General features: G+C 69.5%; 19 protein-coding genes and 3 tRNA genes. 9 read left to right on the top strand and 13 right to left on the bottom strand.

What is annotated here, in order from left to right; translation table 11 throughout:
- Positions 1–96: 96 nt before the first annotated feature.
- From OP497_RS02130 to OP497_RS02085, 10 genes are all read right to left on the bottom strand, one after another.
- Positions 97–1,311: an MFS transporter gene (locus tag OP497_RS02130; RefSeq protein WP_280546169.1), complete on the bottom strand. Its 1,215-nt coding sequence runs from the start codon at positions 1,309–1,311 to the stop codon at positions 97–99.
- Between the two features lie 6 nt (positions 1,312–1,317).
- Positions 1,318–2,250 carry a hydroxymethylglutaryl-CoA lyase gene (locus tag OP497_RS02125; RefSeq protein WP_280546168.1) on the bottom strand — a complete coding sequence of 311 codons (933 nt, stop codon included), beginning with the start codon at positions 2,248–2,250 and terminating at the stop codon, positions 1,318–1,320.
- Between the two features lie 17 nt (positions 2,251–2,267).
- Positions 2,268–4,205 carry an aconitate hydratase gene (locus tag OP497_RS02120; RefSeq protein ID WP_280546166.1) on the bottom strand — a complete coding sequence of 646 codons (1,938 nt, stop codon included), beginning with the start codon at positions 4,203–4,205 and terminating at the stop codon, positions 2,268–2,270.
- Positions 4,198–4,719, bottom strand: a complete 522-nt coding sequence (locus OP497_RS02115) for a TRAP transporter small permease (RefSeq protein ID WP_280546165.1) — start codon at positions 4,717–4,719, stop codon at positions 4,198–4,200. The genes OP497_RS02120 and OP497_RS02115 overlap by 8 nt, the downstream gene beginning before the upstream one ends.
- Positions 4,720–4,730: 11 nt before the next feature.
- Positions 4,731–5,777, bottom strand: a complete 1,047-nt coding sequence (dctP, locus tag OP497_RS02110) for a TRAP transporter substrate-binding protein DctP (RefSeq protein ID WP_280546163.1) — start codon at positions 5,775–5,777, stop codon at positions 4,731–4,733.
- Positions 5,778–5,860: 83 nt separating this feature from the next.
- Positions 5,861–7,150 carry a TRAP transporter large permease gene (locus tag OP497_RS02105; RefSeq protein ID WP_280546161.1) on the bottom strand — a complete coding sequence of 430 codons (1,290 nt, stop codon included), beginning with the start codon at positions 7,148–7,150 and terminating at the stop codon, positions 5,861–5,863.
- A 13-nt stretch (positions 7,151–7,163) separates the two neighbouring features.
- Entirely contained in the window at positions 7,164–8,381 is a 1,218-nt protein-coding gene (locus OP497_RS02100; RefSeq protein WP_280546160.1) for a CaiB/BaiF CoA-transferase family protein, read from the bottom strand.
- A gap of 24 nt (positions 8,382–8,405) precedes the next feature.
- Positions 8,406–9,125 (bottom strand): GntR family transcriptional regulator, encoded by a 720-nt coding sequence (locus OP497_RS02095; protein ID WP_280546159.1) that lies wholly within the window; start codon positions 9,123–9,125, stop codon positions 8,406–8,408.
- A gap of 234 nt (positions 9,126–9,359) precedes the next feature.
- Positions 9,360–9,435, bottom strand: a tRNA-Thr gene (locus tag OP497_RS02090).
- A gap of 42 nt (positions 9,436–9,477) precedes the next feature.
- Entirely contained in the window at positions 9,478–10,293 is an 816-nt protein-coding gene (locus OP497_RS02085; protein WP_280546156.1) for an acyl-CoA thioesterase II, read from the bottom strand.
- Positions 10,294–10,377: 84 nt separating this feature from the next.
- Between OP497_RS02085 and tadA the strand changes: the two genes are divergently transcribed.
- Complete coding sequence (gene tadA / locus OP497_RS02080; RefSeq protein WP_280546391.1) at positions 10,378–10,848, top strand: tRNA adenosine(34) deaminase TadA; 471 nt, start codon at positions 10,378–10,380, stop codon at positions 10,846–10,848.
- Positions 10,849–10,864: 16 nt separating this feature from the next.
- Here tadA and mltF read toward each other — a convergent pair whose 3' ends face one another.
- Positions 10,865–12,328: a membrane-bound lytic murein transglycosylase MltF gene (mltF, locus tag OP497_RS02075; RefSeq protein WP_280546154.1), complete on the bottom strand. Its 1,464-nt coding sequence runs from the start codon at positions 12,326–12,328 to the stop codon at positions 10,865–10,867.
- A 156-nt stretch (positions 12,329–12,484) separates the two neighbouring features.
- Between mltF and purL the strand changes: the two genes are divergently transcribed.
- Entirely contained in the window at positions 12,485–16,477 is a 3,993-nt protein-coding gene (gene purL, locus OP497_RS02070; protein ID WP_280546153.1) for a phosphoribosylformylglycinamidine synthase, read from the top strand.
- A 72-nt stretch (positions 16,478–16,549) separates the two neighbouring features.
- Here purL and OP497_RS02065 read toward each other — a convergent pair whose 3' ends face one another.
- Positions 16,550–16,762, bottom strand: coding sequence for a hypothetical protein (locus tag OP497_RS02065; RefSeq protein ID WP_280546152.1), 213 nt, complete (start codon positions 16,760–16,762; stop codon positions 16,550–16,552).
- A 108-nt stretch (positions 16,763–16,870) separates the two neighbouring features.
- On the opposite strand from OP497_RS02065, the gene OP497_RS02060 reads away from it, so the two are divergent.
- From OP497_RS02060 to nadA, 7 genes are all read left to right on the top strand, one after another.
- Entirely contained in the window at positions 16,871–18,670 is a 1,800-nt protein-coding gene (locus tag OP497_RS02060; protein ID WP_280546151.1) for a DEAD/DEAH box helicase, read from the top strand.
- 200 nt (positions 18,671–18,870) lie between these two features.
- The gene (locus OP497_RS02055) at positions 18,871–19,755 is read left to right on the top strand and encodes a ScpA family protein (RefSeq protein WP_280546390.1); all 885 of its coding nucleotides are present in this window, start codon (positions 18,871–18,873) and stop codon (positions 19,753–19,755) included.
- Positions 19,752–20,609 carry an SMC-Scp complex subunit ScpB gene (gene scpB, locus OP497_RS02050; protein ID WP_280546150.1) on the top strand — a complete coding sequence of 286 codons (858 nt, stop codon included), beginning with the start codon at positions 19,752–19,754 and terminating at the stop codon, positions 20,607–20,609. Before OP497_RS02055 ends, scpB begins: the two co-directional genes overlap by 4 nt.
- Positions 20,606–21,463 (top strand): 23S rRNA pseudouridine(2605) synthase RluB, encoded by an 858-nt coding sequence (gene rluB, locus OP497_RS02045; protein WP_280546149.1) that lies wholly within the window; start codon positions 20,606–20,608, stop codon positions 21,461–21,463. Before scpB ends, rluB begins: the two co-directional genes overlap by 4 nt.
- A gap of 70 nt (positions 21,464–21,533) precedes the next feature.
- Positions 21,534–21,609 (top strand) — tRNA-Lys (locus OP497_RS02040).
- Between the two features lie 30 nt (positions 21,610–21,639).
- Positions 21,640–21,715: transfer RNA gene (locus tag OP497_RS02035), tRNA-Lys, on the top strand.
- A 251-nt stretch (positions 21,716–21,966) separates the two neighbouring features.
- Complete coding sequence (nadA, locus tag OP497_RS02030) at positions 21,967–22,995, top strand: quinolinate synthase NadA (protein WP_280546148.1); 1,029 nt, start codon at positions 21,967–21,969, stop codon at positions 22,993–22,995.
- A 116-nt stretch (positions 22,996–23,111) separates the two neighbouring features.
- Here nadA and OP497_RS02025 read toward each other — a convergent pair whose 3' ends face one another.
- The gene (locus OP497_RS02025; protein ID WP_280546147.1) at positions 23,112–24,614 is read right to left on the bottom strand and encodes a M48 family metalloprotease; all 1,503 of its coding nucleotides are present in this window, start codon (positions 24,612–24,614) and stop codon (positions 23,112–23,114) included.
- Positions 24,615–24,692 lie beyond the last annotated feature (78 nt).

Genomic DNA, 24,692 nt, shown 5'->3' with positions numbered 1-24,692 from the left:
GCCGTGGTGGTGACGGCATCGTCAACGGCGCCTCCATTCCCGGGGACGTCGGCCAGTCGCAGGCCGGCGCCTGACCCGCCAGCAAGCCCTGAGGCGCTAGCCGTCGCCGCTCCCGCTCGTTGACCGCTCGGTTGCCTCGCGGTGGGCGGCGAGGCGGGCCTGGCGGATCAGCCACAGGCCGACCAGGGCGATGCCCGCGAGCACGGCGAAGACCGGCGTGTAGCGGCCGAACAGGCCGTGCAACGCCGTGAACAGGGGCAGGCCGAGCAGCACGCCGCCATAGGTGAAGACCAGGCAGCCACCGGCGGCATCGGCGATGCGCTCGGCCGGCGCCAGCTGGGTGATCTCGGCCATGAAGACGCCGTTCCAGCCCAGCGAGGAGAGGCTCAGCAGGCACAGCAGGCCAGTGACCAGCGGCCTGGGCCAGGCCGGCGTCATGGTGGCCACCAGCAGGGCGCCGACGGCGGTGGTGCAGGCGATCAGGGCGAGAGCGGTCAGGCGGTCGCCCAGCAGGTCGCCGACCCAGCCCCAGCCGATGCGCCCGACGATCCCGACGACCTGCACGCCGGACATCACCAGCCCCGCCTCGACCAGGCCGAAGGCCAGGTCCTCCACCAGCAGCGCCACGGTGAAGGCCGAGACCGATAGCTGGATCGCCGAGAAGCAGAGGCTGAGCAGCGCCACGTGGCGCAGCGAACGCTGCTGCCAAACGACGGCGAGCCCGGCGAAGGGGGTGGCCAGCCAGGGGGTGTGGGGGGCGCGCTGGTCGTCCCAGCGAGGCCGGGCGAGCTGCAGGGCGGCGATGCCGGCCAGGGCGAGGCCGGTGAGCACCAGCAGCCCCGCCTGCCAGCCGATCAGCAGCGCCAGGAAGGGGGCGCTGGCGCCGGCGATCACCCCGCCCAGGGGCACGCCGGACTGCTTGAGGGAGAAGATCAGCCCGCGTCGCCCGGGCGGGGTGAAGCGCACCAGCAGAAGGGAGGCCGAGGGGTTGGTCAGGCCATAGCCGAGGCCGGCCACCAGCGAGGCGACGGCGAAGCTCGGCAGGGTGGGGATGGCCAGCAGCCCGGCGCCGCCGCCCAGCAGGGCCAGCGAGAGCTGGCTGGTGCGGCAGGGGCCCAGGCGCCGGGTCAGGGGGCCACCCACCAGCGACGTCAGCATGGCGCCGGCGAAGATCAGGCTGACCTGCAGGCCCACCGTGGCCGAGGAGACCCCCAGGGCCCTGGCCACCTCCGGCGCGATGGCGGCGGGAAACAGCGCCACCAGCGAGGAGAAGGCCAGCACCAGGGTGGTGGCGAGCAGGACGACCGGCACGGCGGTTCAGGCTACCCGGTCCCTGGGCACTTGCCGCAGGTGGCTGGCGGTCTGTCCCCCGGGCAGGGCGGCGATGGCATCGGCCGCCGCCAGCAGCCGCGACAGGTCGATCCCGCTGTAGACCTGGCCCCCGTTGAGGGCGTAGACGAGGTCTTCCGTGGCCGTGTTGCCGGTGGCGCCGGGGGCGAAGGGGCAGCCGCCCAGCCCGGCGCAGGCGGTGTCCACCGTGGTGGCGCCGTGGTGGATGGCGAACAGCGCGTTGGCCACGCCCATGCCGTAGGTGTCGTGGCCATGGAAGGCCCAGGTCAGCCGCGGCCCCTGGTGTCGCGCGACCAGTTGGCGGAAGTGCTCGGCCACCTGGTAGGGCGTGGCGCGCCCGGTGGTGTCGCACAGCGCGACCTCCAGGTGGAGGTTCCCGCACAGGGCGCGAGCCCGGGAGAGCACGTCATCGACCTGGTGCCAGGCGATGGTGCCCTCGTAGGGGCAGTCGAAGCTGGTGCCCAGGTCGAGGCGCAGGCAGGCGTTGCCGTCGCGCTCGAGCAGCTCGACGATGCGGGCGAGGTCCTCGAGGGACTGGGCCACGCTGCGCCGCACGTTGGCCTGGTTGTGGGACTCGGAGACCGAGACCACGAAGACCAGCTCGCGAATGCCCTGGGCCAGGGCCAGCTCCGCGCCCCTGAGGTTGGGCACCAGGGCCGAGAAGCGCATGGCGGCCCGGTCGGAAAAGGCGGCGACCAGCGCCCCGGTATCGGCCATCTGCGGGATGGCCCGGGGGCTGACGAAGGAGCCGATCTCCATGCGCGTGACGCCGGCCTCGATCAGCAGCTGGATGCAGCGGATCTTCTCGTCCGTGGGCAGCGGCTCGCGGATCGACTGGAAACCGTCGCGCGGGGCGACCTCGACGATGTCCACCCGCTCGGGGGGCGTGAGTAGGGTCATGGCAGCGATCTCGTCGTTCATGGTGGGGAGGAGAGGTAGTTGATCACCCCGCCGGCGGCGAGGATCGCCTGCTGGCGGGGGCTGAGCTCATGGGTCAGGGCCAGGGGGCTGCCGTCGTCCAGGGTCGCGGTGACTTCGCGGCCGGCGGCGAGCTGCTCGCGCCAGCCCTCGATACGCACGCGGGTGCCCCGGGTCAGCCGCGCCCGGTCGGCCGGGTCGGCCAGGGTCAGCGGCAGCACGCCGAAGCAGGGCAGGTTCTGCCAGTGGATGCGGGCGATGCTCTCGGCGATCACCAGCTCAAGGCCCAGCAGGCGCGGCACCAGGGCGGCGTTCTCGCGGCTCGAGCCCTGGCCATAGTTGGCGCCGCCGACGATGGCGTGGCCGGCCTCGCCCTGCTCGCGGGCGCGGCTGACGTAGTCGGGGTCGAGGGCCTCGAAGAGGTGCTCCGCCGAGGCGTGGACATTGCTCCATAGCGGCAGTACCCGCGCGCCGGCGGGCATGATGTCGTCGGTGGAGACGTTGTCGCCCACCGCCAGCAGCACCGGCACCTCCAGGGTCGCGGGCAGCGGCTCGATCAATGGCAGCGGCGGGGTGTTGTCGGTGGCCAGCAGCGCGACGCCGCGGGCCTGGTCGGCGGGCAAGGGCGGCAGGAACCAGGCTTCGTCGAGGGCCATGTCGGCGGGCTCGCGAGGCCGCGGGCAGGGCATGTCGAGGGTGCGCGGGTCGGTGATCACGCCCCTGAGCGCCGAGGCGGCGGCGGTCTCGGGGCTGCACAGGAAGACGCTGTCCTCGCGGGTGCCGGAGCGCCCGGGGAAGTTGCGCGGCACGGTGCGCAGGCTGTTGCGCCCCGCCGCCGGGGCCTGGCCCATGCCGATGCAGCCGTTGCAGCCGGGCTGGTGCAGGCGGGCCCCGGCGGCGACCAGGGCGCCCAGGTGGCCCTCGTCGATCAGCGCGGCGAGGATCCGCCGGGTCGAGGGATTGATGTCCAGGGAGACGTTGCCGGCCACGCTCCTGCCCCTGACGATCTCGGCCACCACCGCGATATCGCGGTAGCCGGGATTGCCCGAGGAGCCGATGTAGGCCTGGTAGAGCGGTTGCCCCGCGACCTCGGCCACTGCCACCACCCGGTCGGGGCTGGAGGGCAGCGCGATCAACGGCTCGAGACGCGAGAGGTCGATTCGCTCGGTACGATCGAAGCGACAGCCCGGATCGGCGGCCAGCGCCACCCAGTCGGCCTCGCGGCCCCGCGAGCGCAGGAAGTCGCGGGTCATCTCGTCGCTGGGGAAGACGCTCGACGTGGCGCCCATCTCGGTGCCCATGTTGGCCAGCACGTGGCGGTCCATGGCGTCCAGGGTGGCGAGCCCCGGGCCGTGGTATTCGAGGATGCAGTTCTTCGCCCCGGCGACCCCGTGGCGGCGCAGCAGTTCGAGGATCACGTCCTTGGCGCTCACCCAGTCGGGCAGCTCGCCCTCCAGGCGCACGCCGACGATCCCCGGCATCGGCAGGTAGAGCGGCTGGCCGGCCATGGCCATGGCGACCTCGATGCCGCCGGCACCGATGGCCAGCATCCCCAGCGCCCCGGCCGCGGTGGTGTGGCTGTCGCAGCCCACCAGGCTCTGGCCGGGCACACCGAAGCGCTCCATGTGCACCGGGTGGCTGATGCCGTTGCCCGGGCCGCTGTACCAGACCCCCAGGCGCTCGCAGGCGCTCTTCAGGAACAGATGGGAGTCGGCGTTGATGTTGTCCTGCTGGATCAGGGTGTGGTCGATGTACTGCACGCTGGGCGAGGTGTGCACCCGCTCGAGGCCCATGGCGTCGAGCTCGAGCATCACCAGGGTGCCGAGGATGTCCTGCAGCAGGGCCTGGTCCATGCGCAGGGCGATCTCGCGGCCGGGCACCATCTCGCCGCCCACCAGGTGGTCGCGGATCAGCTTGTGGCTCAGGGTGTCAGCCATGGATGGCGTCCTCCTCGTGGTGGTCTCGCGTCAGCCTTGGCACACTCGCCAGGGCGTCGATCAGGAACTGCAGCCCCAGTGCGGCGAAGCCGATCGGCAGCAGCGCATAGGGGTAGACCATGGGGGTGCCCAGCGAGCTGGAAACCCGTTCGCTGTACTCCAGCGCCTGCAGGGCCATGATGCCGCCGCGCCACACCAGGATGGTGCAGAAGGCCACCCCCAGCAGCCCGGTGGCCAGGTCGATGGCACCGCGCAGGCGCCACGGTAGCTTGTCCTTGAAGTAGGTGATGCGGATATGGGCGTCGTGGCGCTGGGCCTCGGCGGCGCCGATCACGGCCAGGTAGACCAGCAGGAAGGAGTTGATCTCCAGACTCCAGCTGGTCGGGGCCGTGAAGACGTAGCGCATGATGGCGTCGTAGCAGATCGACGCCATCATGAACACCAGCACCGCCATCGACGTCCAGCGCAGGACGGCCAGCAGGCCGTCCCAGCTGCGAAGGGCAGTCATCGTCATGGCACTCTCCCTCAGGCCTCGCCCAGGGCCAGCGCGATGGCCCGGCTGCCGACCTCCTCGCCGACCTCGCCCTTCCAGTGGTCCCAGACGTCCTGGACGCCGGCATTGAAGGTCTCGAGGTCCTCCTCGGTGGGCTCGACGATCTCGACGCCGGCCTGCTCGACCTGGGGCCAGTATTCGTTGGGATAGATATCGTTGTTGCAGTGCTCGATGAAGTTGGCGTCGTACCAGTCGGCGGCCTTCTGCAGCACGGCACGGACGTCGTCGTCGAGGTTGTCCCAGGTATCGCGCAGCATGAAGGGCGCCACCGAGAAGCCGGTAATCGGCAGCTTGTAGCAGACCTTGAGCTGCTCCTGGAGGCTGCGGCCGATGACCGTCGAGATGTTGAAGACCCCCGCGTCCACGGTGCCCCGCTGCAGGGCCATGTAGGTCTCCGAGGAGGGGATGCGGGTGGCGCCGATGTTGTAGGGCTCGAAGGCCTGGGTGGCCTCGAAGCCGACGATGCGCACCTTCTTGCCGCGCACCTCCTCGAGGCGGCGGATCGGGCTCGCCTCGGTGCTCCACAGGTACTCCGGCTCGAGGATACCGCCGCCGGAGGTGAGCATGTAGAGGTTGTCCTCGGCCAGCACCTCATTGATCAGTTCCATCAGCGGGCTGCCCTGGCGCAGGCGCTCCGGGTGGCGGTAGAGCTCGCCGGCTACCCCGGGCAGGCCGGTGACACCGAGGATCGGGATCGAGCGGGTAACGTAGGAGAAGGTATGGAACATGAAGTCGATGCTGCGGGCACGCAGCGCCGGCAGCTGCTCGTCCACCTTGAGCAGCTGGCCGGAGTCGTAGAACTCCACCGAGAGGGCGTCGCCGCCCTGCTCCTTGAGCATCTCCACGAAGCGGTTGGAACCGTAGGTCAGCGCCTTGTAGGAATTTGGCAGGTAGGTGACGCCGGTGAGGGTGGTGGCGGCGTGGCTATACGGCGCCAGCAGGCTCTGGCTACCGAACAGGGTGGCGCCGGCGGTGGCGAAGGTGCCGTACTTGAGGACTTGGCGACGGGAAAGCGTCATGGTGTATCTCCTGCTTGTTGTTGTGCGGGTCATGCAAGACGACCCCGGTGACATTTCACTTCACTTGCTTCGACACGCCGGGACTACATCAGTCCCGGCAACCACAGGCTGATGCTGGGGAAGAGCACGAACAGCATCAGCACGAGGAACTGCACAGCGACGAAGGGCAGGGCGCTCTTGATGATCTCCTCCACCGAGAGCTCGGGGCAGACCCCGCGCAGCGCGTAGAGATTGAGCCCCACCGGTGGGGTGATCACGGCGATCTCCAGGTTGAGCACCATAACGATGCCGAACCACAGCGGGTCGTAGCCCAGCGCGGTGATCAGCGGCAGCAGCACCGGGGTGGTCACAACGATCAGTGACACGGCGTCGACGATCATGCCGAGCAGGATCAGCAGCAGCATCACCGCCACCAGGATCGCCCAGGCGGGCAGGCCGGTGGCGGTGAGGGCCTCGGTGAGCAGCTGCGGGACCCGCACCATGTTGAGGTAGTCGCCGAAGATCTTGGCGCAGCCGATAATCAGCAGGATGGCGCCGCTGATTCGTGCCGTGGTGGCCAGTATCGACAGGAATTTCTTCCAGCTGAGGCTGCGGAACACCACCGTGGCGATCAGGAAGGCCCCGGCGGCGCCGATGCCGGCCGCCTCGCTGGGGGTGGCCAGGCCCGAGTAGATGGAACCGAGCACGGCCACCACCAGCAGGCCGGCGTGCCAGATGTTGGCCAGGCTCGCCCAGCGCTGCCGCCAGGTGAAGCGCTCCTCGCTGGCCGGTGCCTCGGCCGGGTTCAAGCGCACGCGAATGTAGATGAACAGCGACAGGGCCAGCGCCAGCACGATGCCGGGCACGATACCGCCGATGAAGAGGTCGGCCACCGAGACGCTGGAGACGGCGCCGTAGATGATGAAGGGCACGCTGGGCGGGATCAGCATGGCGAGTGCCCCGGCGCTGACCACGGCGCCGGCGGCCAGCGAGCGGCTGTAGCCGCGCGCCAGCATCTGCGGCACGGCGATGGAGCCAACCGCGGCGACGCCGGCCAGGCTCACGCCGGAGACGGCCCCGAACATCGCCGAGGCGCCCACCGAGGAGATCGCCAGGCTGCCGCGCAGCCAGTTGAGCCAGCGCACCGCGGCGGTGAACAGGCTCGAGCCCACCGGGGTGGCGCCCAGGAAGTTGCCCATCAGGATGAACAGCGGCAGGGCGATCAGCTCGAAGGCGTTGAGCTGGCCGAACAGCGACGAGGGCGCGAAGAAGAAGGCCAGCGAGCCGCGGGCCATGTAGAGCCCGACCAGGCCGGAGAGGCCGAGGGCCAGGAAGATCGGGAAGCCGATGGTGATCAGCACGACCAGCACGACCAGCACGATGATGGGATCCATGGGGGCGGTGTCCTCAGATCACGCCGTCGGCGCGCAGGGCGTCGAGAGCCTCGGGTGCCAGACCCAGCCAGCCGGTGAGCACCTGCTCGGTGTGCTCACCCAGTGCCGGCCCCACCTCGCGGACGCGTCCCGGCGTGTCGGAGAGCCGCGGGAAGACGTTCTGCATGGGTAGCGGGCGGCCGTGGCGGTCGGGCACCTCGACGATCGACCCCCGGGCCTGGAAGTGCGGGTCATCGAGCATGTCCGGCGCACGGTAGACGAGCCCCGCCGGGACGCCGGCCTCGGCCAGGATGTCGACCACCTGCTGGGCATCGTGCTCGCGTGTCCAGGCGGCGACCAGGTCATCGATGGCCGCCTGATGCTCGCCGCGGGCGCGGTGGGTGGCGTAGTCGGGGTGGTCGGCGAGGCGCGGCTGGCCCATCGCCTCGCAGAGGCGGCGGAACACCGTGTCCTGGTTGGCGCCGATGATCACATTGCGGCCATCGCGTGCCGGATAGGCGTTGGAGGGGGCGATCTTGGGCAGGAAGCTGCCGCTGCGCTCGCGCACCTTGCCGGCGCGGGCGTATTCCGGGACCAGGCTCTCCATCATCGCCAGCACCGACTCGAAGATCGAGCTGTCGACCACCTGGCCGCGGCCGCTGCGGTCGCGCTGGTGCAGGGCCATCATGGTGCCGAGTGCCGCGTGCAGGCCGGCCAGGGTATCGCCCAGCGAGATGCCCACGCGCACCGGCGGGCGGTCCGGGTAGCCGCTCAGGTGGCGCAGGCCCCCCATGGCCTCGCACACCGAGGCGAAGCCGGCCCGCGAGGCGTAGGGGCCGTCCTGGCCGAAGCCGGTGACGCGCACCATCACCAGGCCCGGGTTGTGCCGCGAGAGCTCATCGTAGCCGAGCCCCCAACGCTCCATGGTGCCGGGGCGAAAGTTCTCGATGATGACGTCGGCCTGGCTGGCCAGCTCGCGCAGCAGCTCCTGGCCGCGGGGCTGTCGCAGGTCCAGGGTCAGCGACTGCTTGTTGCGGCCGATGACGTTCCACCACAGCGGTTCGCCGGTGTCGCGGTCGGCCTCTCCCCACTGGCGCATGGCGTCGCCCTTGCCGGGCGGCTCGACCTTGATCACCTGGGCGCCGAAGTCGGCCAGTACCTGGCCACAGTAGGGGCCGGCGATCAGCTGGCCCAGCTCGAGGACCTTGATATCGCTGAGGGGCGTCGGGGATTGGGTATCGTGCGGCGTCATTGTTGTTGTGGTGCCTCGTGAGTGTCAGTGGGGGGAGGTCCCCGGCAGGGCGCCGTCGGGGACGTCGGTTGACCGGACATGCAGGGCCTGGGCGGCCAGCAGGTGGGCGCGCATCACGTGCTCGGCCCACTCGGGGCTGCCGGCGACGATGGCCTCGAGGATCTCGCGGTGATGGCGCATGCTGCGGCGCAGGTTGGTGAGGTCGTAGTTGCCGAAGTTGCGACGGATCACCGAGGTGCGCACCACGCTCTCCAGCACGCTGGCCAGGCGCTGGTTGTCGCTGGCCAGCACCAGCTCGCGGTGAAACTCGTGGTTGAGGAAGGCGATCTCGTTGCGCACGCCGGGGTCGGTCTCGACGCGCTCGGTCAGGGCCTCCATGCGCTCGGCCAGTGACGCCAGGTGGTCCAGCCGTGCCCGGTCCAGGCGCTCGCTGGCCAGCCGTACCGCCATGGGTTCCAGCACCAGGCGCAGCTCGAAGACCTCGCGGGCGTCCTTGTCGGTCCAGGCGACCACCCGGGCGCCATGGTGGGGGATCGCCTCGAGCCAGCCCTCGGAAACCAGTTCCCGCAGCGCCTCGCGCACCGGCGTGCGGCTCACCGCGAGCTCGCGGGCCACGCTCGCCTCGCGGATGTAGTCGTGGGGTCGGTAGCTGCCGTCGAGGATGCGCTGCTTCAGCGCCTCGTGGACCTGGGCGGTGGCCGTTCTGGCGACGGGGGCGGCATCGAGGTGTCGGCTAGTGCTCACGGCGGAGGTCCTGGATTGCATGCAATCTGTAAGATAGAAGAGAAACAGGGTGCCGTATTACTAGACTTTAGGCTAGAGTTGCATGCAACTGGAAGGGAAAGTCCTGGCATGGCGGTCCGAGCGGAGAAGCAGAGCGGCGCTCCGATGGGCGCTGCCTGCTTGCCGCCTGAACAGGCCGACACGCGAAACGGCCACTGCCTCGATGAGCCAAGTGACCGTTTCTAAAGGAATTTCTGGTGCCGCAAAGAGGATTCGAACCTCCGACCTACGCATTACGAATGCGTTGCTCTACCAGCTGAGCTATTGCGGCGCAGGGGGCATGGTAGCGCCGCTCAGGGCCCGATGCCAGGCGTCAGCGGCGCAGCCGGGTCAGCCCCTCCTGGGCGCTGGAGGCGACCAGCCGGCCCTGGCGGTCGTAGATGCTGCCGCGGGCGAAGCCTCGTGCCCCGCCGGCCCAGGGGCTGTCCATGTCGTAGAGCAGCCAGTCGTCGACCCTGACGTCATGGTGGAACCAGAGGGCGTGGTCGAGGCTGGCGATCTGCAGCTGCGGGTCGCGGAAATCGATGCCGTGGGGCACCAGGGCGGTGGTCAGCAGATTGAAGTCGGAGCTGTAGGCAAGCAGGGTGCGGTGCAGCGCCTGGTCATCGGGCAACTCGCCGACCAGCCGGAACCAGAGGCGCTTGCGCGCCGGTCGGCCCGCCTCGGCCTCGTCGCCCAGGTGCAGGAACTCGATGGGATGGCCGGGGAAGCGCTCGAGGCGGGCATCGCCGTCCGCCAGCGTCTCGGGCGGGGCGACCTCGGGCATGGCGGGCTGGTGGGCGATGCTCTGCTCCTCGCCGTGGAAGGAGGCGCTGCAGAAGAAGATCGGCCGCCCCTTCTGGATGGCGGTAACCCGGCGGGTGGTGAAGCTGCCACCGTCGCGCACCGCGTCGACCTGGTAGACCACCGGGCGATGCGGGTCCCCCGGGCGCAGGAAGTAGCCATGCAGGGAGTGGGTGCGGCGCGCCGGGTCGACGGTCTGGCTGGCTGCCGAGAGCGCCTGGCCCAGCACCTGCCCGCCGAACAGCTGGGGCAGGCCCAGGTCCTGGCTGCGGCCGCGGAACAGGTTCTCCTCAAGGGCCTCCAGGCCGAGCAGGTCCACCAGGGCGTTCAGGGCATCGGGCTTCATCGTTCTCCTCCGGAGCGATGGCGTGCCGGCCATCGCTACCATACGATCGTCTGAGTGCCATCCAGTCTACGGGAGTTCATGACAGTGCGCAGCGACGAGTTCTACATGCACCGGGCGCTGGATCAGGCCCGGCGGGGGTTGGCAGCCGGCGAGGTGCCGGTGGGTGCGGTGGTGGTGGACGCCGCGGGCGAGATCGTCGGCGCCGGCTTCAACGCCCCGGTCGGGGAGCACGACCCCAGCGCCCATGCCGAGATTCGTGCCTTGCGCGATGCCGGCGAGCGGCTCGGCAACTACCGGCTGGACGGCAGCACCCTCTTCGTGACCCTGGAGCCCTGCCTGATGTGCACCGGGGCGATCATCCATGCCCGCCTGGCGAGGGTGGTCTATGGCGCCGCCGAGCCGCGCAGTGGCATGGCGGAATCGAAAGCCAACCTCTTCGCCCAGCCCTGGTACAACCACCGGGTGACGGTGGAGGGCGGGGTGCTGGCCGGCCGCGCCGCCCGCCTGCTGCGGGATTTCTTCGCCGCGCGCCGCGACGGCCTGGAGAACGACTGAGGCCGGAGTCCACTGACTAGAGGACGGGCGGGACCTGCTCGAACAGTGCGCCGTCGTCCTTGTCGGGCAGGCGCGCATTGAGTTCGTAAAACTGCTCCTGGCTGCGGTCCAGGTAGGCCAGGATCTCGTAGTAGCGGCGGATGTTGCGCACATAGATCACCGGCTCGCCGCCGCGGGCATAGCCGTGGCGGGTCTGGCTATACCACTCGCGCTCCTGGAGCAGCGGCAGGGCCTCGCGCACGTCGCGCCAGCGATCGGGGTCGTCGCCGCGCTGCTCGGCGATCTTGCGGGCATCGTAGAGATGGCCGAGGCCGACGTTGTAGGCGGCCATGGCCATGAACAGGCGGTCGTCACCGGTGATCGATGCCGGCAGCCGCTCCTCGAGGCTGCGCAGGTAGCGAGCGCCGCCGTGGATGCTCTGGGCGGGGTCGAGGCGATTGTCGACGCCGAGATCACCGGCGGTCGCATTGGTCAGCATCATCAGCCCGCGCACGCCGGTGGGCGAGGTGGCTGCGGGGTCCCAGTGCGACTCCTGGTAACCCACGGCGGCCAGCAGCTTCCAGTCGAAGCCGGAGTTGCGGGCGGCCTCGCGGAACAGTTCGGTGTAGGGCGGCAAGCGCTTGCGGGCTTGCTGGATGAACGTGCGTGCGCCGACATACTCGAGGTAGTCGTCGTGGTCGAAGTAGCTGGCCACCAGGGCGTCGAGTTCGCCGTCGCGGCGCAGGTCGTCGAGGAAGCGGTTGGCGGCGTTGACCAGCCCCAGGCCCCGTCCAGCGGGGAAGGCCCAGGCCAGGGAGAGCGGCTTGCCGAGGGTGAAACCATCCTCGACCTCGGGGAAGAACAGCCGGTTGAGGCGGAACTGGCGCTCGAAGATCACCGCGGCATCCAGGGTGCCGCGGGCCACCTGGCCAAGCAGCTCGGCCACTTCCAGTTCGCTGGATTCCTTCCAGCTCAGCCCAGGATGCTCGGCCTGCAGCTCGCGCAGCACCCGGTCGGTCCCGGATCCGCGCAGGGTGCCGATCTCCAGCCCCTCGAGCTCGGCGATCTCCTCCGGCGGGTTCAGGCCGCGGCGATAGACCAGCAGCGGCTGCAGCAGCATGATCGGTCGGCTGAAGATCAGTCCGTCCAACGTCGGGTCCAGGGGCAGGGCGGCGGCGCCCAGGTCGCCTTCCTCGCGCACGGCGTCCAGCACGCCCTGGATATGATGGTCGGCATCCAGGGTCAGGCTGACCCCCAGGTGGTTGGCGAAGCGCCGCATCAGCTCGTATTCGAAGCCGGTAGGTCCCTGGCGCCCTTCGTAGTAAGTGGTGGGGGTGTTGCGGGTGTGCACGCTGAGGAAGTCGCGCGCCAGCACCTCCCTCAGGTGCTGGCCCTCGGGGATACCGGAACGCCCGGGCAGCAGCGCCAGCAGGAGGGCGCTGCACAGTAGGGCGGCCCGGCGCCACTGGCGCCGGGTAGGGTCAGTCGGGAATGCGAGCATGTGGGCGATGTGCGGCGATGAGACCCACAACCTTAACCAGCCCGCGAGCGGCTGTCACCTACGCCGATTTCTCGCATCCGGCGCTTTCCAGTAACATGTGCGCTCATTGCCGCCGGCCGCGGCCCCGAACTCTCCCTGTTTCAGAGGTTCCAGGATATGCTCGAACTGCGAGGCGCGCCCGCCCTATCTGCTTTCCGTCATGCCAAGCTGCTGGACGCCCTGCGCGCATCCGTTCCCGAGGTCGAGTCCCTGCACGCCGACCATGTCCACTTCGTCGACCATGACGGCGACTTGGGGGACGACGAGCGGCGCCTGCTGGAGCAGCTGCTCGACTACGGCCCCGAGCGACATAACGAGAGCCCCGCGCGACAGGACCAGAGCCGTGCCGAGGGCCAGTTGTTCCTGGTGGTGCCGCGCATCGGCACCCAGTCGCCCTGGTCCTCCAAGGCCACCGACATCGCCCGCAATTGCGGGCTGGCCAGGGTGCGGCGCATCGAGCGCGGCGTCGCCTACCGGGTGAAGGTCGCCGGCACCCTCGCCGAGGCGGCCTTCGAGCAGATCCAGGCCGCCCTGCACGACCGCATGACCGAGAGCGTGCTGGCCGACGCCTCCGACGCCGCCAAGCTCTTCGCCCACCACGCGCCGGCGCCGCTGGGCAGCGTCGACCTGCTCGAGGGCGGCCGCGAGGCGCTGGTCACCGCCAATACGGCACTGGGGCTGGCGCTGGCCGAGGACGAGATCGACTATCTGGTCGAGGCGTTCCACGATCTGGGTCGCAACCCCACGGACGTCGAACTGATGATGTTCGCCCAGGCCAACTCCGAGCACTGCCGCCACAAGATCTTCAACGCCGACTGGGTGGTCGACGGCGAGGCGCAGAGCCACTCGCTGTTCGGGATGATCAAGCACACCCACGCGTGTTCCCCCGGGGACATCCTCTCCGCCTACAGCGACAACGCCGCGGTGATCAAGGGCTCTGAGGCGCCGCGTTTCTTCCCGGCGCCGCTCACCGGCAAGGACGGCGAGCGCGCCGTCTATGGTAGCGCCCACGAGCCGATCCAGATCCTGATGAAGGTGGAGACCCACAACCACCCGACGGCCATCGCACCGCACCCGGGGGCGGCCACCGGCGCCGGCGGCGAGATCCGTGACGAGGGCGCCACCGGCATCGGCGGCAAGCCCAAGGCGGGCCTGACCGGCTTTACCGTCTCCAATCTGCGCATCCCCGAGTTCGTGCAGCCCTGGGAGGCCTTCGACTACGGCAAGCCCGAGCGCATCCAGTCGGCGCTTGCGATCATGCTCGAGGGGCCCATCGGCGGAGCCGCCTTCAACAACGAGTTTGGCCGCCCGAATCTCGCCGGGGTCTTCCGCACCTACGAGCAGGACGCCCTGGGGCATGACGGCATCGAGCGCCGCGGCTACCACAAGCCGATCATGCTCGCCGGCGGCTACGGCAATATCCGTGACGGCCATGTCCAGAAGGGCGAGATCCCGGTCGGCGGCAAGCTGATCGTGATGGGTGGCCCGGCGATGCTGATCGGCCTGGGCGGCGGCGCGGCCTCCTCCATGGCCTCGGGGGCCTCCAGCGCCGACCTGGACTTCGCCTCGGTGCAGCGCGGCAACCCCGAGATGGAGCGCCGCGCCCAGGAGGTCATCGACCGCTGCTGGGCGCTGGGTAGCGAGAATCCGATCCGCTTCATCCACGATGTGGGCGCCGGCGGCCTCTCCAACGCCTTGCCGGAGCTGGTCAAGGATGGCGAGTGCGGCGGCCTGTTCGATCTGCGTGCCGTGCCCAACGCCGAGCCAGGCATGAGCCCGCTGGAGATCTGGTGCAACGAGGCCCAGGAGCGCTATGTGCTGGCGGTGGCGCCGGAGGACCTCGACACCTTCGAGGCGCTGTGCGAGCGCGAGCGCTGTCCCTATGCCGTGGTGGGCGAAGCCCTCGAGCCCCACCACCTGGCGGTGACCGATGGCCACTTCGAGAGCCAGCCGGTGGACCTGCCGATGAGCGTGTTGTTCGGCAAGCCGCCGAAGATGACTCGAGAGTTCCAGCGCCAGGCTAATACCCTCTCCGGGGTGATGCTCGACAACCTCGATCTGCGCGAGGCCATGGACCGGGTGCTGCGTCTGCCCGCCGTGGCCTCCAAGAGCTTCCTGATCACCATCGGCGACCGCTCCATCACCGGCCAGGTGGCCCGCGACCAGATGGTCGGCCCCTGGCAGGTGCCGGTAGCCGACGTGGCCGTGACCACGGCGAGCTTCGACACCCATGCCGGTGAGGCCATGGCCATGGGCGAACGTCCGCCGGTGGCGCTGATCGACCCGGCGGCCAGCGCGCGCCTGGCGGTGGCCGAGGCCATCACCAACCTGGCCGCCGCGCCCATCGACAAGCTCGGCGACATCAAGCTCTCCGCCAACTGGATGAGCGCCGCCGACCACCCGGGCGAGAACCAGGCGCTGTATGACGCCGTCCAGGCGGTGGGCATGGAGCTCTGCCCGGCGCTGGGCATCGCCATCCCGGTGGGCAAGGACTCCATGTCCATGCGCACCGCCTGGCAGGAGGAGAGTGGCGCGGAAGACGGGCAGGCCGAGGAGAAGAGCGTCACCTCACCGCTGTCGCTCTCCGTGACCGGTTTCGCTCCGGTCACTGATGCCATGCAGACCCTGACCCCGCAGATCAACCTGGAGCAGGACGAATCCGACCTGCTGCTGATCGACCTGGGCGGCGGCCGGAACCGTCTGGGCGGCTCCGCCCTGGCCCAGGTCTACGGCCAGGTGGGCAACGAGTGTCCGGACCTGGATGACCCCGAGGACCTCGAGGCATTCTTCGCGGTGATCCAGGGGCTCAACGCCGAGGGCACGCTGCTGGCCTACCACGACCGCAGCGACGGCGGCCTGCTGGTGACGCTGCTGGAGATGGCCTTCGCCGCCCATGCGGGCCTCGAGATCAAGCTCGACTGGCTGATCGACGAGCCCGTCGACGCCTTCAACGCGCTCTTCGCCGAGGAGCTCGGGGCGGTGATCCAGGTGAACCGCCAGCACACCGAGGCGGTGCTGGCCCAGTTCGCCGCCGCCGGCATCGAGACCTGCGGCGTCATCGCCCGGCCGCGCTACGACGACCAGGTGCGGGTGACCCTCTTCGAGGAGCCGCTGCTGGAGACCACCCGGCTGCTCGCCGAGCGGACCTGGGCCGAGACCAGCTACCGCCTGCAGGCGCTGCGTGACAACGCCGACTGCGCCAAGAGCGAGTTCGACGGCCTGCTCGATGGCCGCGACCCCGGGCTCTCCGCTCAGCCGACCTTCGATGTCGACGATGACATCACCGCCCCCTATCTTGAGGCACCCCAGATCCAGGCGCCCCAGGTCAACACGGCCCGCCCGGCGGTGGCGGTGCTGCGCGAGCAGGGCGTCAACGGCCAGCTGGAGATGGCCTGGGCCTTCGACCGGGCCGGCTTCGAGGCCGTGGACGTGCACATGAGCGACATCCTGGAAGGGCGTATCGACCTCGAGCCGTTCAAGGGCCTGGTGGCCTGCGGCGGCTTCTCCTACGGCGATGTGCTGGGCGCTGGCGGCGGCTGGGCCAAGTCGGTGCTGTTCAACCCCCGCGCCCGGGAGCAGTTCGCAGCTTTCTTCGAGCGGGACGACAGCTTCTCGCTGGGGGTGTGCAACGGCTGCCAGATGCTCGCCCAGCTCAAGGAGCTGATCCCCGGCGCCGAGGCCTGGCCGCGCTTCGTGCGCAACGAGTCCGAGCAGTTCGAGGCCCGGGTCTCCATGGTTCAGGTGGAGAAGAGCCCGTCGATCCTGCTGGCCGGCATGGAGGGCTCGCGCCTGCCCATTGCCGTGGCCCACGGCGAGGGCCGCGCCGAGTTCCGCGACAGTGCCCACCTGCGCGGCATCCAGGGCAGCGGCCAGGTCGCCCTGCGCTTCCTGGACAACCATGGCCAGGTGACTACCCGCTATCCGGCCAACCCCAACGGCTCGCCCTCCGGCATCACCGGCCTGACCACCCCCGACGGCCGGGTCACCATCATGATGCCTCACCCCGAGCGGGTGGTACGCGCGGTGACCAACTCCTGGCGTCCCGCCGAGTGGACCCAAGATGGCGCCTGGATGCGCTTGTTCCGCAACGCCCGGGTCTGGCTGGGCTGAAATGCTCGCCCTTCGAGAACCCACGACGCCCGGGCCATGGCCCGGGCGTCGTGGGTAAGGGGGTGGATAGCGTCAGGTGGCGTCGTCGTCCGTGGCTTCCTCGCGCTTCAGCTGGGTCTCGAGGTCGTCGAGAAGATGACGGAACTGGCTCTGGAAGTGGTCGAAGCGGCCGAAGTCGTGGCCGCAGCCATCGCAGTAGACGTGATACTGATCTTCACGACCCGGTGGGAATCGTTTCTCGCGGCTGCCGCACTTGGGGCATTCGGGGCTGGTCTTCACTTTCATAGAGGTGTCTCCTGTCTCGGCAAATGGCGTTCCAGTCATCCCATTACCCTTCTAGATACCATGGCTGTCCCGGTACGGGTCAAGTCGCGTCCTGCTCGAGGAGCTTGCATGACCGCCGCACCGCCCAGCCTTCGGCCCTACCAGCAGCAGGCGGTGCGCCGTGTCGTCGAGCATTTCCGCGGCGCCGACGACCCGGCGGTGGTGGTGCTGCCTACCGGCAGCGGCAAATCGCTGGTGATCGCCGAGCTGGCGCGCCTGGCGCGGGGGCGGGTGCTGGTGCTGGCCCACGTGCGTGAACTGGTGGAACAGAACCACGCCAAGTACCTGGCCTACGGCCTCGAGGCCGACATCTTCAGCGCCGGCCTGGGGCGCAAGGAGGCCGGGCGCCAGGTGGTGTTCGGCTCGGTGCAGTCGGTGGTGCGCAACCTCGAACGCTTCGCCGCGCCGGACCACCCGCGCGGCCCCTTCACCCTGCTGGTGGTCGACGAGTGCCATCGGGTGTCGCCGGCGGAGGACTCGAGCTACCGCCAGGTGATCGACCAGCTGCGCGCGGCCAACCCGCGGCTCAAGATTCTCGGCCTCACGGCGACCCCCTATCGACTCGGCCAAGGGTTCATCTATTACCGCCATCACCATGGCATGGTGCGCGGCGAGGCGGACGCCTTCTTTCGCGACTGCGTCTTCGAGCAGCCGCTGCGGCTGATGGTCAAGCAGGGCTACCTGGCCGAGCCCCGGCGCGTCGACGCCGCGCTTTTCAAGGAGGGCCAGGAGCTGCGCTACGACTTCTCGGCCCTCGCCCCAGGCTCCAGCGGGCTCTTCCGCGAGGAGGAGCTCAACCGGGTGGTGGCGGGTCACCGTGCGACGCCGGGCATCATCGCCGAGGTGGTCGAGCACGCCCGGGAGCGCCAGGGCGTTATGCTCTTCGCGGCAAGCGTGGCTCATGCCGAGGAGATCCTCGGCTACCTGCCGGTGGGCGAGGCGGCGTTGGTCACCGGCGAGACGCCCTCCGTTGAGCGCGAGCGGCTCATCGCCGCCTTCAAGGCGCGTGAGCTCAAGTACCTGGTCAACGTGGCGGTGCTGACCACCGGCTTCGATGCGCCCCACGTGGACCTGATCGCCATCCTGCGCCCCACCGAGTCGGTGAGTCTCTACCAGCAGATCATCGGGCGCGGCCTGCGCCTTTCGCCGGGCAAGCGCGACTGCCTGATCCTCGACTATGCCGGCAACCCCTGGGACCTCTACGCCCCGGAGGTGGGATCGCCGAAGCCGACCGGCGACAGTGAGCCGGTGCAGGTGGAGTGTCCCGCCTGCGGTCACGCCAACCTCTTCTGGGGGCGGCGCGACGGCGAACTGGTGATCGAGCACTTCGGGCGTCGCTGTCAGGGGCTGGTGGAGGACGAGCGCGGCAAGCGCACTCAGTGCGACTTCCGTTTTCGCTTCAAGGTGTGCCCCGAGTGCGGCACCGAGAACGATATCGCCGCCCGACGCTGTCACGGCTGCGAGACCCTGCTGGTGGACGCCGACGACAAGCTCAAGGAGGCGCTGCGCCTGCGCGATGCCCGGGTGCTGCGGGTCGCCGGCATGCAGCTCGAGGCCACCGTCAACGGCCGGGGGCTGCCGCGGCTCAAGGTCACCTACCACGACGAGGACGGTGCCACCCTGTCGGAGTGGTTCGCCCTGGAGACCCCGGCCCAGCGCGGCGCCTTCGCCGCGGCCTTCCTGCGCGACCACCTGCGCGCGCCGGGCGTGCCCTTCCGTCCCACCTCCCCCGAGGAGGTGATCGCCGAGCGCCACCGCCTGCGCCACCCCGACTTCGTGGTGGGCCGCAAGGTGGGCCGCCACTGGCAGGTGCGCGAGAAGCTCTTCGACTACACCGGGCGTTACCGCAAGGCCAGCGAGGTGGAGTAATAGAAGAAGGAGGCAGGCATTGTCGCCGGGGAAGTCCCGAGCGTTCACGTCAGTCAGAGTGTCAGAACTGTCTCCGGCGCCGCGCTCTTGCTAGACTGCCCCGTTGATCCTGCGTCCCCGGAGAGGCACGCCGCGTGAGCGCCACCCCCGATACCGCCACCCCCCAACAGACCGATGCCGCGGCCGGCCACGCCGAGGTACTGGGGCGGCTGTTCGATGAGCCGATCACCCAGCTGCCGGAGGATCTCTATATCCCGCCGGAGGCGCTGCGCATCTTCCTCGAGGCCTTCGAGGGGCCGCTGGACCTGCTGCTCTACCTGATCCGCCGCCAGAACCTGGATATCCTGGCCATCGATGTGGCCGCCATCACCCGCCAGTACATCGAGTACGTGGAGCTGATGAAGGCCATGGAGATCGAGCTGGCCGGGGAGTACCTGCTGATGGCGGCCATGCTGGCCGAGATCAAGTCGCGCACCCTGCTGCCGCGCCCGCCGAAGGAGGGCGGGGACGACGAGGAACAGGACCCGCGGGCCGAGCTGATCCGCCGCCTGCAGGAGTACGAGCGGCTCAAGTACGCTGCCGAGTCGCTGGCCGAGTTGCCGCGGCTGGGGCGCGACTGGTTTCCGGCGCGGGCCATGCTGCCGCCGCTGGAATCCCGGGTGATCCACCCCGACGTGGGGCTCGACGAGCTGCTCGGGGCCCTGGCCGGCATCCTGCGCCGCGCCGAGCTCAATCAGGCCCACCAGATCAGCCGCGAGGGGCTCTCGACCCGGGAGCGTATGCTGGCGATCATGGAGCGCCTGGACGACGAGCACTACACCGCCTTCGAGGCGCTGTTCACCCTCGAGGAGGGGCGGCCCGGGGTGATCGTCACCTTCATGGCGATCCTCGAGCTCGCCAAGGAGGCGATGATCGAGATCGTACAGAATGCCCCGCTCTCGCCGATCCATGTGCGCGCCAGGGCCGCCCGGGACGAGGGGCCCGAGGAGGCGTTCCTTGAGGAAGAAGGCGGCGAGAGCGCCTTCGATGACCGTCCCGTGGATGGCTGTCCTGTCGTTGACCCAGAGGGAAGCGACCCGGCATGACCGCTATGGAATTTCCCGATGCCCTCGACGAGATCCTCGAGGCGGCGCTGCTGGCCGCCGGGGAGCCGCTGGGGCTGGAGCGCCTGGAGGGGCTGTTCGACGACCACGAGCGCCCGCCGCGGCGCGCCCTGCGCGAGGCCCTGGAGCGCCTGGGGGGCCGCCATGAGCGGGGCGCCATGGAGCTGATCGAGACCGCCTCTGGCTATCAGCTGCGCATCCGGCCGCGACTCTCGGCCTGGGTCTCGCGGCTGTGGGATGAGCGGCCCCAGCGCTACTCCCGGGCGCTGCTGGAGACCCTGGCGCTGATCGCCTATCGCCAGCCGGTGACCCGTGGCGACATCGAGGAGGTGCGGGGTGTCACGGTGAGCGGCTCGATCATGCGCACCCTGCTCGACCGCGGTTGGATCCGCGTGGTGGGCCACCGCGACGTGCCGGGGCGACCGGCGGTCTTCGCCACCACGCGAAGCTTCCTCGACGATTTTGGCCTCAAGACCCTCGACGAACTGCCGCCGATGCATGAGCTCAGGCACTTCGAGGAGCCGATCCTGGAGGAAGAGCCGCCGCCTCCCCAGCACGAGCTACTGGCCCAGGCGGACGAGCAGGTCGATGACTCGCCCGAGGCAGGTGAGGCAGAATACCAGGCGTCGCCCGAGGCGGGCGGCGAGGTGGCCCCGCAGGCCACCGACCCGACGGCCGGGAAGGCCGACGATGACCACGCCGGGACGGCGTCCGAGCGGGCAGGGCTGAGCTTCGCTGATCTGGAGGCCCGCCTGTCCGAACGTGCCCGGGGCCGCGTCGACGATGACGCCGCCCCGGGCACGGAATCCACACCCAGTGAGAATGACGACCGATGAGCACTACCAGCGAGAAACTGCAGAAAGTCCTGGCCCGTGCCGGGCTGGGCTCGCGCCGCGAGATGGAAACGGCCATCGCCGATGGCCGGGTCAAGGTCAACGGCAAGGTGGCGACCCTGGGCGACCGCATCGAGATGCGTGACCGGGTGGCCGTCGATGACCGCCCGGTGACCCTGCGTGGCGCCGAGGAGGTGCCGCGCCGGGTGATCATGTACAACAAGCCCGAGGGCGAGCTGTGCACCCGCAAGGACCCGGAAGGGCGGCGCACTGTCTTCGATCGCCTGCCGCGCCTCAAGGGCGAGCGCTGGATTGCCATCGGCCGCCTAGACATCAACACCAGCGGCCTGCTGCTGTTCACCACCGATGGGGAGCTGGCCAACAAGCTGATGCATCCCTCCACCGAGGTGGAGCGCGAATATGCCGTGCGCGTGATGGGCGAGGTGAAGAAGGAGCAGGTGGTGGCCATGGTCGAGGGCGTGATGCTCGACGACGGGCCGGCGCGCTTCACTGACGTTCAGGAGTTCGGCGGTGAGGGCATCAACACTTGGTTCCACGTGGTGATCATGGAGGGTCGCAACCGCGAGGTGCGACGCCTGTGGGAATCCCAGGGGCTCACCGTCAGCCGCCTCAAGCGGGTGCGCTACGGCAACATCTTCCTCGACAAGCGGACCAAGGCCGGTGAGTGGGTGGAGCTTTCCCAGGACGAGATCGATGACCTGTCGGCGACGGCCGGCCTGGCGGTTCGCAAGGTGCCGGAGTTGACCCCGGATGAGAAGAACCGCTGGAGCCGGGACAAGCACAAGCGCCGGCCGGTGCAGGCCATGCGCAAGCCCAAGGCCCAGCGCGGGCGCTGAGCTGCGACCAAAGGCAAAAACCGCTTGTCATCACGGGGGCAGATCAGTAGTATCTGCCCCCGTTCGGAAGGGGTCGTTAGCTCAGTTGGTAGAGCAGTTGGCTTTTAACCAATTGGTCGTAGGTTCGAATCCTACACGACCCACCATCCGAGCCTGTATGCTTGCCCGCAAGCACCGGGTCGTTAGCTCAGTTGGTAGAGCAGTTGGCTTTTAACCAATTGGTCGTAGGTTCGAATCCTACACGACCCACCAGATTCGCGCCCCCGCCTCCCCGTGAGGCGGGGGCGCTCTGCGTCCGGGGGGCATGATGCCTCTCCCCGGCAGAGACTTTCCTCGCCTGAAACGAACAATCGCCGGACAATCTGGTCTAGAATGACATTGGGTCGGCCATCGCGAGAGACGCAGCGGTTGACCCTCTGGCGTGTTGCCCCGTGCGGAGTGCACGAGCGGCGGCACCTGGTGTAACGCAGGGGGAGCCCCTGCCGGTCACAGTGGTAGACACGATGACGATCATGACTTCCCGTGCCGATCTGCGCGAGCAGCTCGCACGCACCTACTGCCCCACCCGCATTCCCGCCGAAGACGAGGCGCGCATCGAGGAGATCAAGCGTCTGCTCGAGGCCAACAATGCCGTGCTGGTGGCGCATTACTACACCGACGATGCCATCCAGCAGCTGGCCGAGGAAACCGGCGGCTGCGTGGCCGACTCCCTGGAGATGGCCCGTTTCGGCGCCCGCCACGAGGCCGACACCCTGGTGGTGGCCGGCGTGCGCTTCATGGGCGAGACCGCCAAGATCCTCTCCCCGGAGAAACGAGTGCTGATGCCCACCCTGGAGGCGACCTGCTCGCTGGACGTGGGCTGCCCGGCCGACGAATTCGGCGCCTTCTGCGACGCCCATCCCGAGCGCACCGTGGTGGTCTATGCCAACACTTCCGCGGCGGTGAAGGCGCGCGCCGACTGGGTGGTGACCTCCTCCATCGCCGTGGACGTGATCGAGCACCTTCAGGCGCGCGGCGAGAAGATCCTGTGGGCTCCGGACAAGCACCTGGGCGGCTACATCCAGAAGCAGACCGGCGCCGACATGCTGCTCTGGGACGGCGCCTGCATCGTCCACGAGGAGTTCAAGGCCCAGGGCGTCGAGGACCTCAAAGCACTTTATCCCGATGCCGCGGTGCTGGTGCACCCGGAGTCGCCGGCTGCGGTGGTCGAGCTGGCCGACGTGGCGGGCTCCACTTCACAGCTGATCAAGGCGGCGAAGGATCTGCCCCATGACAAGCTGATCGTGGCCACCGACCGCGGCATCTTCTACAAGATGCAGCAGGCGGTGCCCGAGAAGACGCTGTTCGAGGCGCCCACCGCCGGTGACGGCGCGACCTGCAAGAGCTGTGCCCACTGCCCCTGGATGGCGATGAACGCCCTGGATAACCTGGCCGGCGCGCTGCGCGAGGGAACGGGGGAGGTGTTCGTCGACGACGCCCTGCGCCTGGCCGCCCTCAAGCCCCTCGAGCGGATGCTCAACTTCCAGCGCTAGGCTTCGCCTAGCGCTGGAGCTGGAAGAGCGGCGCTTCGCGCCTGGAAGCTTGAAGCGGGAAGAAAGACCTTGAACCTATAGGTGCTGCCTTCCAGCTTCCAGCTTGCTCCTTGCAGCTAGAACTTCTCCAGCGTCTCCCGATAGCCGATGAAGTCCTCGCGACGCTGCTCGATTTGGCTGGCGGCGGCGTTGTCGCCCTCGCGCTCGGCCACGTCCTTGGCCACCTCGAGCTGGCGGATGGCGCGGTCGATGCGACCGGTGAGCTGCAGTTGCTCGGCACGGGCCAGATGGCCCCAGGCCTCGTGACCGCTGCGGCCGGCGGCCTCGGCGAGCAGCGTGAACGCCTGCGGGTCCTCGGGGCGGGCGTCGGCCAGCTCACGCAGTACGCGATAGGCCTCGTCGGGATCGCGCTGCAGCAGCGCCTCGCCCAGCAGCCGGCTTGCCGGCGAGTAGTCCGGCATCAACCGCAGCTGACGACGGCTGCGCGCGATGGCATCGTCGACGCGGCCGGCCTCGAAGGCGACCTGGGCCGCCGAGGCCGGCAGCATCGCCAGGTCGGGCTGTGACCGGGCCAGGGCGTCGAGCGCGTCCAGCGCCTGATCGGTGCGCCCGGCGCGGCCATCGATCAGCGCGGCCAGGTAGCGGCGGGCTGCCTCGGGCGCCTGGTCCTGGGCCAGGCGGGTGGTGGCCTGCTGCGGGTCGCGGTCGTGGATCGTCAGCAGCGCCCGGGCCCTCACCAGCTGGTAGTGAAGGTCTCCGTCACGCGGCGCCGTCACCGAGACCTGGTCGGCGCGGGCCTGGGTATCGCTGATGCGTGACTCGGTCACCGGGTGGGTGAGCAGGAACTCCGGGGGATTGCCCCCCTGCAGGCTCATCATGCGCTGCATGGCGCGGAACATCTCGACCATGGCGCCCGGTTCATAGCCGGCGTCTGCCATGGCCTGCAGGCCCACGCGGTCGGCCTCCTGCTCGAAGCGCCGGGAGTAGCTCAGCTGGTCCTGGATGAAGGCCGCCTGTGAGCCCATGGCGGCGGCGATGCCGGCATCGCCACCGCCCCCGGCGGCGATCAGCATGCCGGCGAGCATGGCCGCCATCGCCGGGATCTGGGTCTGCTCGGCGCGGGCCTGGCCGCGGGCATAGTGGCGCTGGGAGAGATGGCCGAGTTCGTGGGCGACCACCGAGGCCAGCTCGGCCTCGCGTTCGGCGAAGGCAAACAGCCCGGCGTTGACGCCGATCACTCCGCCGGGCACGGCGAAGGCATTGAGCAGGCGGCTCTCCACCAGGGTCACGGCAGTGCGGGCGTCTCCCAGGTCGCTGTGGGGCAGCAGGCGGGCCACCAGCGACTCCACGTAGTCCTGGGCGATGGCATCCTGCCATTCGGGGGCGCGGGCGCGGAACTGGCGCAGCCAGGCGCGGCCCAGGCGGTACTCCTCGCCGCTGACGGCCTGGCTCCCATGGCGGGTCAGGCTGGGCAGCCCGTAGTCGCCCCCGGCCGCGACCGCCGGGCTTCGTGTCAGGCCGGGTGCTTCATAGCGGCCGGGGGACTGGGCCTGGGACGGCAGGGAGAGCGCCAGGCTCAGGGCGCAGGCGGTGAGGTAGGTTCCGGTTCGACGCAGCATGGCCGTCCTCGTCAAGGGGAGCGCAAGGGGTGGCAGGTATCCTGGTCTGACATTGATTTGGCCTGCAAAGTGCCTTTA

This window comes from Halomonas sp. 11-S5 (genome assembly GCF_029889825.1).
GTDB lineage: Bacteria > Pseudomonadota > Gammaproteobacteria > Pseudomonadales > Halomonadaceae > Halomonas.
Note: the sequence above shows the minus strand (reverse complement) of the source record. Positions and strands in the feature narration are given on the sequence as shown.

Excerpts from the sequence above, each read along its gene's own strand:
- OP497_RS02120 (WP_280546166.1), bottom strand. The coding sequence starts at position 4,205 with ATGGCTGACACCCTGAGCCACAAGCTGATCCGCGACCACCTGGTGGGC.
- rluB (WP_280546149.1), top strand. The coding sequence starts at position 20,606 with ATGAGCACTACCAGCGAGAAACTGCAGAAAGTCCTGGCCCGTGCCGGG.
- OP497_RS02060 (WP_280546151.1), top strand. The coding sequence starts at position 16,871 with ATGACCGCCGCACCGCCCAGCCTTCGGCCCTACCAGCAGCAGGCGGTG.
- purL (WP_280546153.1), top strand. The coding sequence starts at position 12,485 with ATGCTCGAACTGCGAGGCGCGCCCGCCCTATCTGCTTTCCGTCATGCC.
- OP497_RS02125 (WP_280546168.1), bottom strand. The coding sequence starts at position 2,250 with ATGACCCTACTCACGCCCCCCGAGCGGGTGGACATCGTCGAGGTCGCC.
- mltF (WP_280546154.1), bottom strand. The coding sequence starts at position 12,328 with ATGCTCGCATTCCCGACTGACCCTACCCGGCGCCAGTGGCGCCGGGCC.
- OP497_RS02100 (WP_280546160.1), bottom strand. The coding sequence starts at position 8,381 with ATGACGCCGCACGATACCCAATCCCCGACGCCCCTCAGCGATATCAAG.
- scpB (WP_280546150.1), top strand. The coding sequence starts at position 19,752 with ATGACCGCTATGGAATTTCCCGATGCCCTCGACGAGATCCTCGAGGCG.
- OP497_RS02085 (WP_280546156.1), bottom strand. The coding sequence starts at position 10,293 with ATGAAGCCCGATGCCCTGAACGCCCTGGTGGACCTGCTCGGCCTGGAG.
- OP497_RS02065 (WP_280546152.1), bottom strand. The coding sequence starts at position 16,762 with ATGAAAGTGAAGACCAGCCCCGAATGCCCCAAGTGCGGCAGCCGCGAG.
- nadA (WP_280546148.1), top strand. The coding sequence starts at position 21,967 with ATGACGATCATGACTTCCCGTGCCGATCTGCGCGAGCAGCTCGCACGC.
- OP497_RS02025 (WP_280546147.1), bottom strand. The coding sequence starts at position 24,614 with ATGCTGCGTCGAACCGGAACCTACCTCACCGCCTGCGCCCTGAGCCTG.
- dctP (WP_280546163.1), bottom strand. The coding sequence starts at position 5,777 with ATGACGCTTTCCCGTCGCCAAGTCCTCAAGTACGGCACCTTCGCCACC.
- OP497_RS02115 (WP_280546165.1), bottom strand. The coding sequence starts at position 4,719 with ATGACGATGACTGCCCTTCGCAGCTGGGACGGCCTGCTGGCCGTCCTG.
- OP497_RS02105 (WP_280546161.1), bottom strand. The coding sequence starts at position 7,150 with ATGGATCCCATCATCGTGCTGGTCGTGCTGGTCGTGCTGATCACCATC.